At 61.1% G+C, this 16,409-nt stretch carries 15 protein-coding genes and 2 pseudogenes; 14 read left to right on the forward strand and 3 right to left on the reverse strand.

What is annotated here, in order from left to right; genetic code table 11:
• Positions 1-499: 499 nt before the first annotated feature.
• From AC1DW0_RS25205 to AC1DW0_RS25220, 4 genes are all read left to right on the forward strand, one after another.
• Positions 500-2,254: an ATP-dependent nuclease gene (locus AC1DW0_RS25205; RefSeq protein ID WP_477948717.1), complete on the forward strand. Its 1,755-nt coding sequence runs from the start codon at positions 500-502 to the stop codon at positions 2,252-2,254.
• The gene (locus AC1DW0_RS25210; RefSeq protein ID WP_477948718.1) at positions 2,247-3,671 is read left to right on the forward strand and encodes a UvrD-helicase domain-containing protein; all 1,425 of its coding nucleotides are present in this window, start codon (positions 2,247-2,249) and stop codon (positions 3,669-3,671) included. Before AC1DW0_RS25205 ends, AC1DW0_RS25210 begins: the two co-directional genes overlap by 8 nt.
• A gap of 298 nt (positions 3,672-3,969) precedes the next feature.
• Positions 3,970-4,692 carry a hypothetical protein gene (locus AC1DW0_RS25215; RefSeq protein ID WP_477948719.1) on the forward strand — a complete coding sequence of 241 codons (723 nt, stop codon included), beginning with the start codon at positions 3,970-3,972 and terminating at the stop codon, positions 4,690-4,692.
• A 390-nt stretch (positions 4,693-5,082) separates the two neighbouring features.
• Positions 5,083-5,790, forward strand: a complete 708-nt coding sequence (locus tag AC1DW0_RS25220; RefSeq protein ID WP_477948720.1) for a hypothetical protein — start codon at positions 5,083-5,085, stop codon at positions 5,788-5,790.
• Positions 5,791-5,814: 24 nt separating this feature from the next.
• Here AC1DW0_RS25220 and AC1DW0_RS25225 read toward each other — a convergent pair.
• Positions 5,815-5,925, reverse strand: a pseudogene (locus tag AC1DW0_RS25225) (transposase domain-containing protein); the annotation flags it as partial.
• A gap of 9 nt (positions 5,926-5,934) precedes the next feature.
• Between AC1DW0_RS25225 and AC1DW0_RS25230 the strand changes: the two are divergent.
• The 8 genes and pseudogenes from AC1DW0_RS25230 to AC1DW0_RS25265 form a co-directional block, all read left to right on the forward strand.
• Positions 5,935-6,120, forward strand: a pseudogene (locus AC1DW0_RS25230) (transposase domain-containing protein); the annotation flags it as partial.
• Complete coding sequence (locus AC1DW0_RS25235) at positions 6,081-6,437, forward strand: hypothetical protein (RefSeq protein WP_477948835.1); 357 nt, start codon at positions 6,081-6,083, stop codon at positions 6,435-6,437. The pseudogene AC1DW0_RS25230 and the gene AC1DW0_RS25235, both read left to right, overlap by 40 nt.
• Positions 6,438-6,535: 98 nt before the next feature.
• Positions 6,536-6,772: a hypothetical protein gene (locus tag AC1DW0_RS25240; RefSeq protein WP_477948721.1), complete on the forward strand. Its 237-nt coding sequence runs from the start codon at positions 6,536-6,538 to the stop codon at positions 6,770-6,772.
• A gap of 193 nt (positions 6,773-6,965) precedes the next feature.
• A complete protein-coding gene (locus AC1DW0_RS25245) occupies positions 6,966-8,462 on the forward strand; it encodes a hypothetical protein (protein ID WP_477948722.1) in 1,497 nt (498 codons plus the stop codon).
• Positions 8,462-9,268, forward strand: coding sequence for a hypothetical protein (locus AC1DW0_RS25250; RefSeq protein ID WP_477948724.1), 807 nt, complete (start codon positions 8,462-8,464; stop codon positions 9,266-9,268). Before AC1DW0_RS25245 ends, AC1DW0_RS25250 begins: the two co-directional genes overlap by 1 nt.
• A gap of 2 nt (positions 9,269-9,270) precedes the next feature.
• Complete coding sequence (locus AC1DW0_RS25255) at positions 9,271-11,064, forward strand: methyl-accepting chemotaxis protein (protein ID WP_477948725.1); 1,794 nt, start codon at positions 9,271-9,273, stop codon at positions 11,062-11,064.
• A 69-nt stretch (positions 11,065-11,133) separates the two neighbouring features.
• Positions 11,134-12,327, forward strand: coding sequence for a hypothetical protein (locus AC1DW0_RS25260; RefSeq protein WP_477948726.1), 1,194 nt, complete (start codon positions 11,134-11,136; stop codon positions 12,325-12,327).
• Between the two features lie 155 nt (positions 12,328-12,482).
• Positions 12,483-12,824: a thermonuclease family protein gene (locus AC1DW0_RS25265; RefSeq protein ID WP_477948827.1), complete on the forward strand. Its 342-nt coding sequence runs from the start codon at positions 12,483-12,485 to the stop codon at positions 12,822-12,824.
• Positions 12,825-12,883: 59 nt separating this feature from the next.
• Here AC1DW0_RS25265 and AC1DW0_RS25270 read toward each other — a convergent pair whose 3' ends face one another.
• Positions 12,884-13,864: a DUF72 domain-containing protein gene (locus AC1DW0_RS25270; protein ID WP_477948728.1), complete on the reverse strand. Its 981-nt coding sequence runs from the start codon at positions 13,862-13,864 to the stop codon at positions 12,884-12,886.
• Positions 13,865-13,866: 2 nt separating this feature from the next.
• Positions 13,867-14,157 carry a hypothetical protein gene (locus AC1DW0_RS25275; protein WP_477948730.1) on the reverse strand — a complete coding sequence of 97 codons (291 nt, stop codon included), beginning with the start codon at positions 14,155-14,157 and terminating at the stop codon, positions 13,867-13,869.
• Between the two features lie 163 nt (positions 14,158-14,320).
• Here AC1DW0_RS25275 and imuA point away from each other — a divergent pair, with 163 nt between their 5' ends.
• Together imuA and AC1DW0_RS25285 are read left to right on the forward strand one after the other, a co-directional pair.
• The gene (imuA, locus tag AC1DW0_RS25280) at positions 14,321-15,157 is read left to right on the forward strand and encodes a translesion DNA synthesis-associated protein ImuA (protein ID WP_477948732.1); all 837 of its coding nucleotides are present in this window, start codon (positions 14,321-14,323) and stop codon (positions 15,155-15,157) included.
• A gap of 19 nt (positions 15,158-15,176) precedes the next feature.
• Positions 15,177-16,409 (forward strand): Y-family DNA polymerase, encoded by a 1,233-nt coding sequence (locus tag AC1DW0_RS25285; protein ID WP_477948734.1) that lies wholly within the window; start codon positions 15,177-15,179, stop codon positions 16,407-16,409.

Consider the following 16,409-nt stretch of genomic DNA (forward strand, 5'->3'; position numbering starts at 1 on the left):
GCCGTCGCGGAGAGATTTCAGGCCGTCCATTGCATACCGCGAGACGGCATGCGCCAGTGCGTAGTAGACGAGCTCCTATTGCTCTATGAGCGGGTCTTCTGCATCGCCGAGGTTCAGCGGCGCTACTGCGCACGCGGAAAGGTTCGCCCGGACGCGGCGCCCACACCTAGCGCCAAGCGCTGCGTGCAACGGCACAGACGGGGCGCCGGCCTAGCGGCTGCATATTCCGAGGTAACCTGAGCACCCAGTCCAGCGTCTTTTGAGCGCCAAATCCGGCGCCTGATGAGCACCCTGTCCGGAGGTGTTGTTCAGGGGAGCGTGGCCGACGCCTTGACCACCCAGTCCAGCGACGACTGCAGTGAATGCGGTGACTGCTTCAGGCAAAGCAGCCTCTCAATCCTGGGGGCTATCTGACCAAGTGACCATTCGCCAACTGGTCAGGATCGGTCGTGTTGTCGAGAAGAGACCTTAGACTGGGTCGTCTGGGAGGACTAAGGGCGTGCCGAAAATCCGCTGCATCGAAATCCGCAACTTCCGCTCGATCAAGTCACTCGATTGGTGCCCCGGCCCAGGCGTGAACTGCCTGGTGGGACCCGGGGACAGTGGAAAGTCCACGATCCTCGACGCGATAGACATATGCCTGTCGGCCCGACGAAGCTGGAGCTTCTCGGATTCGGACTTCTACAACCAAGACGTGACCAAGCGACTGCACGTTCGTCTGACGATCGGTGCGCTCCCCGACGGCCTGCTGGATCTCGACGTCTACGGAGATTACCTCCGAAGCTATGACGACGAGCTCGGATCTATCGACGATGAACCTAAACATGGGAACGAGACTGTTCTGACTCTCGAGCTAGGCGTGGAGGCTGATCTAGAGCCCCAATGGCGCCTCTACTCCGAACGTTCCGAGGGCAGCGAACGTCGCAAGTCGCTTGCCTGGAAGGATCGGTTGGCGCTCGCGCCTGCGAGGCTTGGAAGCCATTCGAGCTCGAACCTTTCCTGGTCACGGGGATCGGTTTTGAATAGGCTGTCGGACGGACGCGTCGACGTGGGAACGGCGTTGGTCGACGCAGCCCGCGAAGCCCGCGTCTCGTTCGGCGAGCAAGCTGGTGAGACCGTGTCCGACGTCCTCGATGCTGTGACGGAGACGGCGAGGGAACTGGGCATCAGTGTTGGCTCGGAGGTCAAGGCGCTTCTGGACGCTCATGCGGTCTCGTTCACGGATGGCGCGATCTCCCTGCACTCCGAAGACGGGATCCCGCTGCGAGCACTCGGCGTGGGGTCAGCTCGACTGCTGCTTGCGGGCCTACATCGGCGCGCCGCTGCACACACCAGCATGCTCCTGGCCGATGAGATCGAATATGGACTCGAGCCGCACCGGCTGATTCGCCTTCTGCACTCCCTAGGCGCAAAGGATAAGGGCGACGCGCTGCAGGTCTTCATGACAACGCACTCGCCGGTCGCCATCCGTGAGCTGAATGGCGACCAGGTGTACGTGGTACGGCGCAAGGCGCGGACGCACGTCGTCGCGAAGGTCGGAACTGAGGACGCGATCCAGGGAGCCCTGCGGACGTATCCCGAAGCATTCCTTTCGAGAACTGTCGTTGTCTGCGAAGGGGCCAGCGAGATCGGGCTTCTGCGCGGTATCGATCTCCATCGGACTTCCAAGGGCGAGACTTCGGCTTTCGCAGCGGCATGCTCATTTCTCGATTCGTCCGGCGGCACGCCCGAGCGCACGCTTCAACGAGCTCGGATCTTCCGAGAGCTTGGCTTCGAGACGATGGCCTTTCTGGACTCTGACCTCAAGATCGATCAGAACGAGCTCGAAAAGGCTCGCAACGCCGGAGTACAGGTGTTCCTGTGGGCGGAAGGGTGTGCACTCGAGCAGGCGATGTTCAACGACGTCTCTGACACTGCAGTCGACGAGCTACTGGATTTGGCCGTCGAACTCAACTCGGGAGAGGAGATCGACTCGAGCATCGCTCAGGTGTCAGAAGGAAATTTCACTCTCAAGTCGGTACGAGAGTCGTTCGCCCTTGCCGATGTGTACACGGCCAACATTCGCCAAGTCCTTGGGGCCGCGGCCAAACTTAGCTCGAAGGCCAAGGGCGGCAAGGCTGCCCGAAAGGGTTGGTTCAAGTCGATCAGCCGGATGGAGGTCGCTGGCGATCAGGTCATCGGGCCCCGGCTGAGATATGCCAAAGGCGATTTCAGGCGGACTCTCGAGGCTTTGTTCGCAAAGATCCATGGCTGACCTCGAGATCGACATCCTGACTGCGCAATCGGGCAGCGTCGTAGCGCCGGCGGGGTGTGGCAAGACGCAGCTGATCGCTGACTCGCTGCGAGCCATGGAGTCAGATCGGCCGGCCTTGGTACTCACACACACGAATGCGGGGCGCGCCGCGCTTGAGCAGCGCCTTCGGCGTGCCAAGGTGCCGGCGACCGCATTTCGCGTCGCGACATTGGATAGCTGGGCGATCCGACTGGGTCAGCACTTTCCGGCCCGTACCGGCTTGGCGAGCAAGGTTCTCCGCGTTGAGCGTGCCAGCAGCGACTATCCGGCCATCCGCAAGGCGACAGTAAAGCTTCTGCGGGCCAAGCACCTCGACGCTCCGTTGCGAGCCACGTACTCACGGGTGCTCATTGATGAATACCAAGACTGCGACATGGATCAACATGCGCTCGCGACGGCACTTTCGCGAGTGCTTCCGGTCACGGTCTTGGGCGACCCCCTACAGGCCATCTTCGACTTCAGCGGACCAACCGTTAATTGGAAGACGGACGTGCTGCCTGCATTTCCTTCGTTGGGCCGACTCGCCACGCCCTGGCGATGGCACAACGCCAAGGCCTCCCACCTCGGTGAATGGTTACTCAGCGTGCGGAAGTCGTTGGTGAGGCGGGATCCTATCGACCTTGCCAAGGCGCCCGAGGACGTTGTTTGGGTTCAGCTATCCAGCAACGAAGCCGAAGCGCATATGCAACGGATGAAGGCTGCCCAGTTCAAGGCGCCGGGTTCCAAGGGCTCTGTCGTCATCATCGTCGACAGTGCAAACAAGCGGGCGCAACTCGATACCGCGATCAGGACGCCGGGAGCTCTCATGGTCGAAGCCCTTGAGCTCAAGGACTTCATCGAATTTGCCCGGGGCTTCGATCCTGCCCATTCGGCGTCTCTCGATCAGCTGGTTGGATTTGCGTCCGAAATGATGACGGGATTGTCCGCAGCGCAACTGCTCAAGCGGGTGGCATCCCATTCAACTAAGCGCTCTAAGACGGAGGCCACGCCCATCGAGACCGCAGCACTGGCATTCTCCAACAAGCGCGACTTTTCGAGCGCGGCACGCACTTTGAACGACTTCCGAGCCGCCGCCGACGTTCGGATCTTCAGGCCAGAAGTGTTCAGGCTCTGCGTCAACGCCCTGGAGTCCGCGCATCGGGGCGGGACATTCTTGGAAGAGGCCATACGGGCCCGAGAGCGAAATCGTCATCTGCCCCGCTCGGTTCCGCGTCGCGCAGTTGGAAGCACGCTGCTGCTGAAAGGGCTCGAAGCCGACGTCGCTGTTGTCCTTGACCCGCAAAGGCTGAACCGGCGACATCTATACGTGGCGATGACCCGCGGTAGCAAGAAGCTCGTCATCTGTTCACCAACGGCGGTGCTGACGCCAAAGGACTAGCCTGCCTTACGCGGCGATCTTCGAAAGACGGCGCTGCAGCGTAAGCGTCCGGCCAACCCGCCTTGAACGGCCAGGCTGCGGAGGCCAGGATGGTGTCCACCAAACCATTGAATCTTTCTTATCTTCCTATCTGTTGAGGATGCATCCGATTAAGGCCTAGGTACGCTCCGCGCTTGAAGAAGTCAAAACTTCGCGTGGCTCCCGGCGATCGAACGGTACGACCACCGCAAAAGCTCGTCGCAACCCACTTCGGTCATGGAGGGAAATTGAAATGCCTCGTGCGCTCCTAGTTCTAGCCATGTCTTTGGCGATGCTGACTCCGACGCTGGCCACCAGCGCAAGCGGCACGATCACCGTGACGGGGCACGTTACGACGGCAACAAGCAACGAGCAGTTTTGGTACGGTATTCCCGCCGCGGGGCTCCCTTTCACGATCACGATGACCGTCGTCACCGACGTCCCTGGAATGAGCTTCGCGGACTATGGTGGGTGGCGGTACATGCTTGGTGGAGATCGTGCGATCGACCCCGTGGGGGCTCCAAGGTCGCCTTCGCCGAACTTGTATGACTTTGCGATGACGATTGGCGGCTACCCGATCTACTACTCGCCGTCTGAAATCGGGCAGACGTGGATCGAGCAGAAGCACACGGGCACGTCAGTTGAACAACTCGGGCTGCAGTTTTATCTCGATCAACGGCCTCCCGGTGACGTCGGTCACTTTGCGTTGAATATGCCCGTCACGTATGCATTGCCAAATGGGATGGACTTGCCGGCACCAGGGGTCTATTTGGTGGGACCCACGCAGGTGGGGACCAGTGGAGGCGGCATTTCGCACTGGGAAAATGGCTACACGTATACCAATCTGTCCTACGTCCTTCTGGAGCCTGAAGTGTTGACCGTGAGCGCGAGCATCGTTCCGGAACCTGCTGTGACGGTGCTTCTGCTCTCCGGCCTAGGCCTGCTGCATTTGGCTGCGAGGCGTCCGCGTGTTCAAGGGCTGAAGGCACTTTCTGGGGCTTGATCGACGGCTAGGCAGCTCCTCGATCAGCTGCGGGAAGCCGAAGATCGAGCCGCCCGCGAAGCCGGAGCCGGACGGCCCGCAGACGGGCGACCTGTTCGGCTGAGGCCTGCTCGGTAAGCGAACGGGAACCCATCTGATCCGTAACCGTCCGCCAAATTCGTCTGGAGCGCCGTGTGGCTGGCCGTCAGGATGGCGCCCACAAAACAGGTGAACTATCTCCCCACTACTCATTTGGAACTCCGCCTGTACTCGGCCATAGTCGTATGGAGGATGGGACGGCCAAGGTGTTGCAATGAGTTGAGCCGCAGCTCGCGCCTTCCTCAATTCAGATGATTTCGCTGACTAACAAACGCTGCTATGTTGGCTTGCCTGAGCATGATAGGAGTTCGTATGCAGCGATTGTGGAAGGTCGTCGGCAGCCTGTTGCTATTGTTGGCTTGCTCGCTCGCCAGCGCCATTCCGATTCCTGGTCAAGGCACTTGGGAAGCGACTCTGAAGCCCCGTGATTTGAACGGGGACGGCGTTTCCGATGCCTTCTTCGACACTTCACTAAAAATCACTTGGGCGGACTTCAACATCGGGGTGTCGAGCTGGCAGCCCGGCTACGTCATTACCCTCTTCGGGGTCTATGGCTGGCGGCTGTCCGCGGCCCATGACACCGGCCCTCATGGGTGCGACTTCAGCTATTTCGGCGGGACAGACTGCGGATACAGCGTCGACCCTGCCTCCAGCGAACTCGCCCATCTGTACTACATCACTCTCGGGAACAAAGCGCTATGTGCTCCGGGCTATACCAGTTGTGTTCAGCAGCCTGACAGCTTTCCACCAAACACCGGGAATTTCCAGTCGGTGCCGTACAACAATGTCTGGACTGGCGGCGTTACTAGCAACGACCCCAACATGGCTTACACATTCAGCTTTAGTGGCGGTGTCCAACAAGTAGCGTTTTATCCCATAGCTAACGGCACGTGGTTCGTCTTTGACGGCGATGTGGCAGCCGTGCCGGAGCTTGGTTCCCTTCCTTTGCTGTTGCTCGGCTTGCTGACGATTCGTACATTGCGATCACATCGAAGTAAGCGGCTGCCGAAACCAAATTGAAGGGCGCGGCCCAGGGTGGCAGCGTCAGGCTGTTGGTGACCAGCGATGCGGCAGCAGCTCGTCGATTCGGCTGGCGGGGTGCGATGGCAAGCGACCCAGCACACCGCGCAGGTAGGTGTGCGGATCGAGCCCGTTGAGCTTGGCCTCATTCACTCGGCCAAGCTCAATGGGCTTGACCCCTACGCATACCTGCGCGATGTGCTGGCGCAACTGCCCGTGCTGCCGGTCAGCCGGATCGACGAGGTGCTACCTCATCACTGGAGGGCGCCTAGGTCGCTTAGCATGAGCCGGTGCAACCAACGCCTGAGTACACCGCAGCCCGCGACGTAGGTCGCTCCCGCTTACATGCATCGCTCGGCGCCATTCATGTCGTTGTGGAGAACTTCAGCGATGCGGAGCATCTTGCCGGCAGGTCAAACGTATACCTCTCCGCCGACGGCGGAAACAGCTTCTCACTGCTGTCGTGGCAAGTGAACTGGCGCAGCGTCTGGAAGAAGCTCGGCCGCGAATGGCCGCCGCATCACATCGAGACCGCAAGCATGAATGAGACGGGCCTGCGGCTGAGCTACTTCGAGGCAACGTACGACGGCCCGGTCGACTACGAAGCCACCTATCGCCTCGCCAGCAAGAACTGGCACCTAGGCTGATGACGCCCCACGGTCGGTGTTCACCGGACGCTTACGCCGGACGCATACGATGAGCACACTCAGTCCCAGTGGGCCCAAATGATCAGAAGGAGACTCTTATGCATCGGTCCCCAACGGACATCGCGGAGTCGGTAAGGCAGGCCCGGACGATGATGGCAACGTTGCACGACAGGGCTTCAAGAACCGGAAGCCTCGATGACCGCGCGGAGCTTTCGGTATTGCAAACGACCGTGCGTAAGCTCGAAGAGCTGATGAAAATCGCAGCGGAGTACGACGACATCCTGACGGGACAACTGGCGCGTACGAGCATCAGGATCGACTTGGCGTTGAGCTGAGCGGTCGGGTGGGATCGCCGGACGCTTACGCTGAGCCTTCACGCGCGTCTCTGATGCACCAGTGCCATAGCGGCACGATTCCGCCTTACGGCGCGGCTGCATCGACTCACGGCGTCCTGTCGAATAGCGGGGAATCCCTCGGAGCGAGGGGTGCAATCTTCATCGCATTCGAAAGGCGGAAGGTGCCCGAACGGTGCAGAATGGTCACAATGCGTTACAACTGGGCGCGGCCGTGGGGAGCGGTGAGGACATGGGGGTTTTTTCGAAGTTTTTCCAGTGGCTAACCACCTCAGATAGCGGAGGCCGCAGGAAGGCCCACCCGGACCTGAATCCGATCGACGTCGCCAAGCTCGCGAAGGAGCTCAACGTTGACGGCGACGCGAAGCGTCTCGGAGAGGCAGGGCTGCCTGCGACCGATCAGGAAGGACTTTCGGGGCCGGAGGCGTCGATAATTCAGCGGGTCGAACGAGTACGACAGCAATACGTCGAATGGGCCGTACTGCGCATAAACATCCTTAGCACCGACCTGAGCCGATGGAACGTCACGGCAGACGTGAATCGAGCACGCCAAGCTGATGAGGAGTTCGAGCGCAAGGCCAGCTCGCTTCTCAGCGAACAAGAAGCCGTCGTTCGCCGCCTGGCCGATGTTGCCCGCGCTCGCAAAACTGAACTCTCCGCGTTCAAGAGTCGTCACGGCCTGACGCGAGAAGCGGCCGAGCGGACGGGGACCGGCAGGTTTTTCCGGATCAGCGTCCTGCTCCTGTTGATTCTGTTCGAAGGCGCCTTCAACGCGTCGTTCTTTGCGACCGGACTCGACAGCGGTTTGATCGGGGGGCTTTTTGAAGCAGGGATGGCCGCCAGCATCAACGTTCTTATCGCGTTCACCCTTGGGCGCACATGCGTCCCGTACCTGGTTCACGCGAGGCCTTCACTGAAAGTTGTGGGCCTGGGAAGTACCGTGCTAGCGCTGGCAATCATTTGTGGTGTCGGCCTTGGCATCTCACACTATCGAGACGCGTTGACGTCCGAGCTTGCGAACGCCGCGAGCGTTGCCCAGCAGGCATTGCTTGCCAACCCATTCGGCCTAAAGCCAGGTTCGTCTTGGGTGTTGTTTGGCGTCAGTGTCTGCTTCGGCCTCGTCGCACTGTTCGACGGTGTGTTCTTCGACGACCTGTATCCCGGCTACGGCCCGGTCTCTCGACGTACTCAAGACGCGATCGACGACTATGAAGACAAGCTGACCGAAGTGCGCGAAGAGCTGGAGGAATTGAAGGAAGGCGAACTGCAAACGCTGGACCGAGTGCTTGAGCAGTCGCAATCAGCCATCGCTGCATTCGAGTCCACCATTCGCGATAAATCATCCGCCGGTCATCGGCTGCAACAAGCAGTCACGGACGCAGACAACTCGCTCGAGGCTCTGCTAAAGCGATTCCGCACAGAGAACGATGTCAGCCGAGGCGGATTGAAGCGCCCTGGGTACTTCGACACCTACCCGTCGCTTCGCCCGCTGACCATCCCGAGCTTCGATACGACAACGGATGAGCAAGCGCTGGCTGAGCAGCGCGGCTTGGTAGAGGCCTTACTGACAGAGGCCCAGACCATCCGTGCACGCATCCAGGCGGCCTTCAATAAGCAGTTCGACCGCATCGACCCCCTCGACGCGCACTTTCCTACTGAAGGGGCTACCTGATGCCAAGACTCGGCCGCAGGGCTTCGCAACGACGCACGATGCAGATGATCGGAGGCGCGGCGATCGTGCTCGTCGTCGCCGCGGCGATTTCGGCTGTGCTCTATTTCAAGGCGCATCAAACGGGTGGGCTCGATCCGACGACGCTGTGTCCTTCCACCGGGCCCGCAGGGCATTACGTCTTGCTTGTCGACAAGACCGACCCGCTCAATTTCACGCAGAAGCAGGCGTTTTCCGAGTTGCTTCGCGAAGTCATTGAGAGACGAACTCCTGAGGGCTACCTGCTGTCCGTCTTTGTACTAGGAGAAGACTTTAAAGAGACGGCGAGTCCCGTTATAGAGCTCTGCAACCCGGGCAATGGCGACGACAAGAGCGAATACACATCGAACAAGCGCAAACTTCGCCGGCAGTACGAGGAACGCTTCCTGCATCCGCTCACCCAGCAATTGGAGACGTTGGTCTCGACGGAGCCAGCCAAGCTTTCGCCGATTTTCGAGATGCTGCAACTGGTCAGCATCAACGGATTTCGCCGATACGACGTCCATGGTGAACGGACCCTTATCGTTGTTTCGGACATGCTGCACAACACTGCACCGTTCACCATGTACAGGGGGCCGATCGAGTACGACACCTTTGCCGCCACGGACTACGGTCGGAAGGTGGCGCTGCAGATGCCGCGAGTCAACGTGGAACTCAACGTGCTCATGAACAGCCCTCAGCTGCAGACGCGGCGTCAGGCCGCCTTCTGGGAGGCCTATTTCAACGCCGCCGGCGCGCGGGTGGTGGCCATTCGACCTTTGGAGGGATGACGATGAACAGCTTGCTTGATATTCGAGTCCAGAAGCTGTTCCTGGTCACGATCGTCCTCAAGGCGACGTCCTCATTCATAGGGTGGTACTTTCAACTCCAATGGAGCTTTGGATTCGGCATTCCGTTGGCCATCATGGGTGCCTATGTCCTTCTGGGGCTGAAGCGGCGCGATCAGGACGTCACGGATGAGAAGTTTGCCGACACCTGCTACTACCTCGGCTTCATCTTCACCATTACCTCGATCATCTTCAGCCTGTTCGACCTCCCAAGCATCGGCACGAAGTTGCAGGAGATCGCGGTTCGCTTCGGTGCTGCAATGGTGAGCACAGTGGTCGGTCTGGTTGTACGTGTCTATCTGGTGAGCTTTAAGAAGGATGGAGCGGACGCTATTCAGGATGCCGAAGAAGCTGTCATCGAGGCTTCGCAACGATTCCGCGAGCATCTTGTCATCGCCAACGAGCGGCTTCGCGACTTCCACTCCGCAGTCGATACCGCCGCCAAGGAGACGGTCGAGCGCGTTCATGCACAGGTCGAGTCGATGTCTAGGAACCATGCGGACAAGCTGACGCATTTCTTCACGGACCTGACAGCACGAAATCAGGCGGCGTTCACGGAGGCGCTCACCGAGGTCAGAGCGGCAACGATGCGACTTTCGAAGGCGGTGGACGGCTATTCGGAGGGGATGCGTGCGAACCTGACGAGCATTGATGCAAAGGTCGATTCGTTTGCCGCCGCCGTGTCGGAGCGGCTCAACAACACCACGTTCCCGGACGATTTCTTCGTGCAGCATCTGGCCGCGCCCATGGAGCAAATTCGGCACGACGCTTCGGCGCTGTCCGAAGAGGTAAAGCAGGCATCAGGAGCAGTCGGCGATGCCTCCAAGGTGCTTGGGACGGCCCTACGTAAGCTCAACGAGAAGGCCGCGGCGACCGATGGCGCAATGGAGAGTGTCCTGCGGTTGTCAGCTCAGCAGTACGCCGTCCTCGACGCTGCGAAGGGGCAGCTGTCCACCTTGGAGCGCATCGAAGACAGCATGGCGCGCTTTGATGCGCTGCTCGAGCACGTGACCGCTCAGTTGCGTGCGTCCACCACTGTTTCGTCAGACGTTCTTGGTCAAGTAAAGCGGGTGGTAGGCGAAGCGCAGACCACTCGTGAGGAACTCCACGCGTCTCTTGGCGCGGTGATCGACCGGATGGAAAGCAACGCCAAAGCAACGGCGCTCGTGGCAGACAGGATTGCTCAGGGTGCCGGTACTTCGGCGGCGATGGTGGCAGGCTGGCAAGCCAGTACGGCCGCCACAGAGAGTCTGACGAGTCAGTTGAAAGAGGTGGCAGCGACGGAGCGTACTTCGGCGGCTCTGCTGCAGGACCTAGGAAGTGGCGCCGGCCGGCTCTTCGACCGCATGGAATCCGCCGTCGGCCAACTCCAAACGGTTGCAACTCAGCTGCGGTCGATTGAGACGTTGAGCCGTGCGCGGGCAGAGTTTCCGCGGGCCGCTCAGCCTCCTTCCGGCATCCAGATTCCCGCTGGCCCCCGCGTCCCGTCGCTCGATTCGAACCTTCGAGCTGGAGAAACCTCGGCAGCGGTACCGAGTAGCGGGCCGTTGCTCAGCGCCTTCCAGGCGGCTCCGCGCGTTGTGGCAGCGACGCCTCAGCCGAGTGCGGGGGGAGCTGTGGGCTCGGCAAGTTCTCTCCCGTTGCCAGATGCCTCGGCTCCCGTATGGCGAGGCACAGGTGCTGCGCCTTCGATCGCACCCGAAGCCGGCGACAAGCCTGGTCAAGGCGGCACTTCTTAAGGACTTCGAGTGGGGCAGCGAAACGACCAAGTCTTTCAGTTATCTCTAACGGAGATTGCGTTCACCATTGTGTTCATCCTGCTGCTGTTGCTGGGTTACCTGGTTTTCAAGGAGCAGGCAGACCGCAGGGAAGCAGAGGAGGCCCTCAAGCAGCTGCAGGGCATGGGCCGGGCGACTGAAGCCTTCGAAAGAGCCAAGGGAGAGTTCAACGCCGCGCTGCGAGCCGGCGGTGCGAAGGCCCCGGACGAAGTCATCAAGACGATGTTGCTCGGTGAGGACGCGAGGGCAGAGAGAGATCGGCTGAAGCAGGAGGTGAAGAACCTCGACGAGCAGCTGCGCGCACTCACCGCGCTTCAAGAAGCGGCGAACGCAGCAGGCGGCGGGTCCAAAGAGGAAGGCATGAAGTCAGAGGTGGCGCGCGCTTTGGTCTTGCAACAAAGGGCCCGTCAGGCAATTCAGGAAGCGCGAGAAGCCGGTCAAGCTGCAGCCGGGCCTACCCCGCCGGCGTCTGCGGCTGCGTCCAAGGCCGAACAGGGAGGTCAATTTGGCGCGACGGATGCGCGACCATCGGCGCCAGCCGGGGCGGCATCGAGTGCGAGCCGAGTGATGCCCGCGCCATCGGCGACTGGCGCTTCCGGACCTATGACGACTCAGGCCAAGGAAAGGCTTGACCGTGAAATCGCAACCAAGGTGCCACAAGCGCTCAAGGCGCAAGCCACTCTTGTGCAACAGGCCAAGGAGCTTCTTGGCGTTGACGTCAAGCCTGGCACCGAAGAGCAGATCATCAAAGACCTCGTTCGCGTCGCGAAGGACTTTGGTGGTGCTGGGCGTGGAGGGCGTGGGATCGACTCCGTCCAAAAGGAGAACACCGACCTCCGCGGCCAAGTCGCATACCTAAAGAACAGACTCGACGCGCGCGGGGGGCGAGATTGGCCCCCATGCTGGGCAGACGAGCAAGGAACTATCCAGTTCTTGTTCAATGTGGATCTGCGTCCGGACTCGGTCACAGTGTCGGCGGCATGGCCGCCCGTCAGGGATGTCGATGCAAGGTCGTTGCCAGGGCTCTCCGAGCTGATGGCGGCTCCACTGACGTTTCAGGAGTTTAGAGCGAAGGTTCAAGGGGTATTCGATTGGAGCAGGCGTCACGATCCGCAATGCCGGCACTATGTGTTTCTGCGCAACTCCATTCCTGACGCGACATCGTCGGACCGTGCTCGACTGATGGTGGAAGACTACTTCTACAAGTCTGAGGTGCGGCGTTGATAGCTCTTGCGAGATGGGCGGCCACTGTCGCGTTGCTCGCTTGCATCTCCGTCGCCTCCGTCCATGTGCATGCTTCAACTCTTCGCGGAGAGGTCGTCGCCATAGCGGACGGAGACACCATCACTGTTTTGGACGAAGGCAGGGTGCAGCACAAAGTGCGCCTCGCAGGCATCGATGCCCCGGAAAAGCGTCAGCCTTTCGGGACGCAATCGAAGGACACATTGGCTACCGCGGTTTTCAGACGACAGGTTGTCGTGGAGTGGACCAAGCACGACCGGTACGGCAGGATCGTTGGCAAAGTCTCGGTCGGGAATGTAGACGTCTGCTTGGAGCAGGTGAAGCGGGGAATGGCTTGGCACTACCGTCGCTACGCGAGCGAGCAATCGGCGGAGGACCGAAGGCTCTACGCGGCGGCGGAAGTGGACTCACGCCGGGCTCGACGGGGCTTGTGGAGGGATGCCACGCCAACGGCGCCGTGGGACTACCGACGAAGGTAGCAAACGACTAAGAGTGCCCGGCGAGCTACACGACGGGCCGCCATTTGAACTACACGTTGTCAGATTCTTGTTTGTTGAAGGTGTTGCGCCAGTCGCCGACCAGCGCGGATTCCCTGATCCTCGTAGTTGACGTTCACCACCACCTGGACGTCGAAAGCTTGCTCGGCGATTGCAGCAGTACGGCGCGCGATCTCCTCCAACTCTGCGTCGCTGTACTCATAGTTGAAGCGCTCGGACGCCGCGCCCGCATTGATCTTCCACGTGTCTTCGTTGTTGCCGTGCAGGCGCACGAGGGCCAGATCGGGCGTCGTTACCGCCCACACCCCATGGCCGTAGTTGCCCACCCCTTGCGGCTCATCGACGATGACATGCGTGACTCCCAATGCTTGTTCCCATGCCAGCGTCTGCTCGGCACGGCCATCACCGAACCACGACTTGTTGCGGAACTCGACGGCCAGGCGGTAGTCGCCCATGCGAGCCACACATTCCTCGACATGAGCCCGCCACTCAGGCGCGCCGGTCACCCAAGGTGCGAACTGGAAGTGCACGGCGCGCAGCTTCCCGGCCGCCTTCAAAGGCTCGATGGCGGCTTTGTAGCGCAGCCAGATCTCGTCAACGACCTCCCGGGGCACGTCGGCGTAGTACCAGTTCTTCTTGCGACCCGTGAGAGGCGGTAGCACGTCCTGGATGTCGCGCGGGAAGACGTTGGGTGGCGTCTGGTGCCCTGTCAAAAGACGGAACGCTTTGATATTGAACTTGAAGTCGCTAGGCGTGCGGTCAGCCCAGAGCGCAGCATTGCTGGCGCTGGGCATCGCGAAGAAGCTGCTGTCCACCTCGACCATCGGAAACTGGCTTGAGTAGTAGCGCAGCATCTTTTCCGACGTCGAGTGGCCCTTGGGATAGAAGGCCTTGGATTTGATGAGCGATGGGTCCGTCCACGAAGCCATGCCAACCATGATGTTTTGGCGCGGGCCCGTCGGCCTTACAGCAGCTCCGTCTATGGCCGGCGCTGCCTCCGCTTCTCCAAATAGGTCGTCCATGGCTACTGACAGAGGCGGTATCGCGCCGCGAAGCCATCAATCACCTCGTGCCAGTGTGCGCAGCGGGGCTCGAACTCCTCAACAGTGAGCTGGAGGCCGAAAGCGCTCTTGAGGATATGCGCGAATGGAGACGGCGGGCTCAGCCAGTCGGCATAGCCACCGCCATTGGGCGGCACTTCGAAATCGGGGTGCGTCTCGACATGGCCATCCATGGCCACATCCAAGATCTGCAGGCCGCTCCAGTCGGGGTGCTTTCGCCTTAGATCAAGAGCACGGTTGACGATCGGATTCATGCGACGAGTCCCAATTAAGTTGGTGTCGGGGACGCGGTCCTGAGTATGGCGGTGCCTTGGGCCTCGCCGCCAACTCTTACCGCGCGCCGGCGCCACTTCCCTGCTGGACAGCAAACCGGCTTGCCTATACTGTATGGCCATACAGTACATGCGCCTACCCCCAATGCATCCCGTTTCGTCCGGGTCGGATACGGCTTCGCCGTCGTCCAGCCCGTCCTCGCCCCTGCAGAACGCCGTTTGCGGCGTTCAAGAGCCGCTGCCCGCACAGGTCGAAGCAGCTCTCTGGCGAGGCAACGAGCTGGGCGGAGCAATCGCGCAGACCATCTCGACAGGCTTCGAGGCCCTGGATGCAGTGCTGCCTGGCGGCGGCTGGCCCTGCGGCGCCCTGACCGAGATCTTGGTCAGTCAATTTTCGGTAGTTGAACTGCGGCTGCTACTACCGGTGTTGGGCTCGTTGACGACCGCCGGCCGCACCGCGGCACTGGTGGGGCCTGCGATGGATCCGCACATTCCCGGTTTGCGCCACGATGGAATCAACGAACGACACCTGATTTGGTTAGACGTCGACACGCCCAAGGACCGTCTCTGGTCCACCGAACAACTGGTGAGGTCAAAGAAGTGCGGAGCTGTAGTGGCATGGTTGCCCCTGGTTCGTGCTGAGAACGTCCGGCGGCTGCAGGTGCTGGCGAGCCAGTGCACAGGGCCGGTCTTTCTGTGCCGCCCTGAATCTGCCGCACGTGACGCTTCCGCCGCCCCATTGAGACTGTTGGCCCGCTACGAGACCGACTGGCAAGTTGCGGTCACGGTCCTCAAGCGCAAAGGCCCCCCGCTCGAAGATCAACTCCATCTGGAGTCGTTTCCCGGTGGTGTCAGCGCCATCATGACCCCGCGGCTGCGCCATTACAGCCGCCTTCGCCACAGGCCGAGCCATGTTGTGGTCAGCACTCCTGCTGCCGCCGTGCACGCGCGATCCGAAACACCCGAAGCCTCCGAGCATTGACGCACTCCGGGCCGTCGCCGTGTGGGCACTGCAGTTCAGCCCTCGCGTCACCGTCTTCGAAGACGCCGTCCTGATGGAGGTGGAGGCCAGCGTGCGACTCTTCGGAGGTCGGCGCGCCCTCAGGAACCGTGTGGTCGCCGAAGCCAAGCAAATCGGAGTTGCCCAAGTATCCTGGGCTGTCACCGGCCTGGGCGCGCTGGTGCTGGCGCGGTCCGGTATAGAGAACGGCTTCAAGAAGCCGCTGCAGGATCTGTTGGACCGACGGCCGATGGGTTGCCTCAGTGCCGTGCGCGCGCATGAAGTCACGCTCGCACAGACTGGCTGCCGTACGCTCGGCGACGTGCGCCGCTTGCCACGAGGCGGCCTGACCCGGCGGTTCGGCAAGGAGCTGCTGCACGCGTTGGACATGGTCTATGGGCAAGGTCACGCCGACGAGACCTACACATGGGAGGTTCTGCCGGAAAGTTTCAAGGCACGGCTCGAATTGGACTTTCGGGTCGAGCATGCGCCAGCGCTGCTGAATGGCGCTGAACGGCTCATCATCCAAATGTGCGGCTGGCTGTGCGCCCGCCATAGCGGCACGACACGCTTCACATTGAAGTGGCGGCATGACGCCATGCGATCGCGCGACGCCGGCGATGGCGGCGAGTTGACGGTGGGGACGGCCAAACCGAGCCGCGCGGTCCAACACCTGTGCAAGCTGCTGGGAGAGCACCTCGCCAAGACGACGTTGCTCGCGCCTGCTGGCGAGCTGGAATTGACCGCTGACGAAGTGCATGACCAGGCGGGCGTCAATGCATCGTTGCTGCATGACCCAGCGGAAGACGGCGAAGCGCTGGACATCGTGCTGGAACGTGTGGCGGCACGGCTATGCCCGCAGGCAGTGAAGCGGTGTGTCATCCGTGAGGATCACCGGCAAGAATCGATGGCGCGTTGGGTGCCGGCGAATGAAGAGGTACCCCGACAGAACGCACCGACCACCCCGTTGCCACAACCCACCTTGGTGCTGCGAGAGCCACTCAAGCTGACTGTGCGCAATGAGCGACCCTGCTATCAGGGCGAACTCCAGCTATTGGCCGGCCCGCAGTGCGTCGAAGGCGGATGGTGGGACCGTGACGAGGCGGCCGGCCAAGGCCGCAACATCGTGCGCGACTACTGGTTGGCTGAATCCGAACATGCCGGCCTGCTCTGGATCTTCAAAGCCCAGCTCGACGACGGTATCGGCTGGTACCTGCATGGGGCTTTTGGTTGA

This window comes from Roseateles sp. P4_D2 (genome assembly GCF_056401875.1).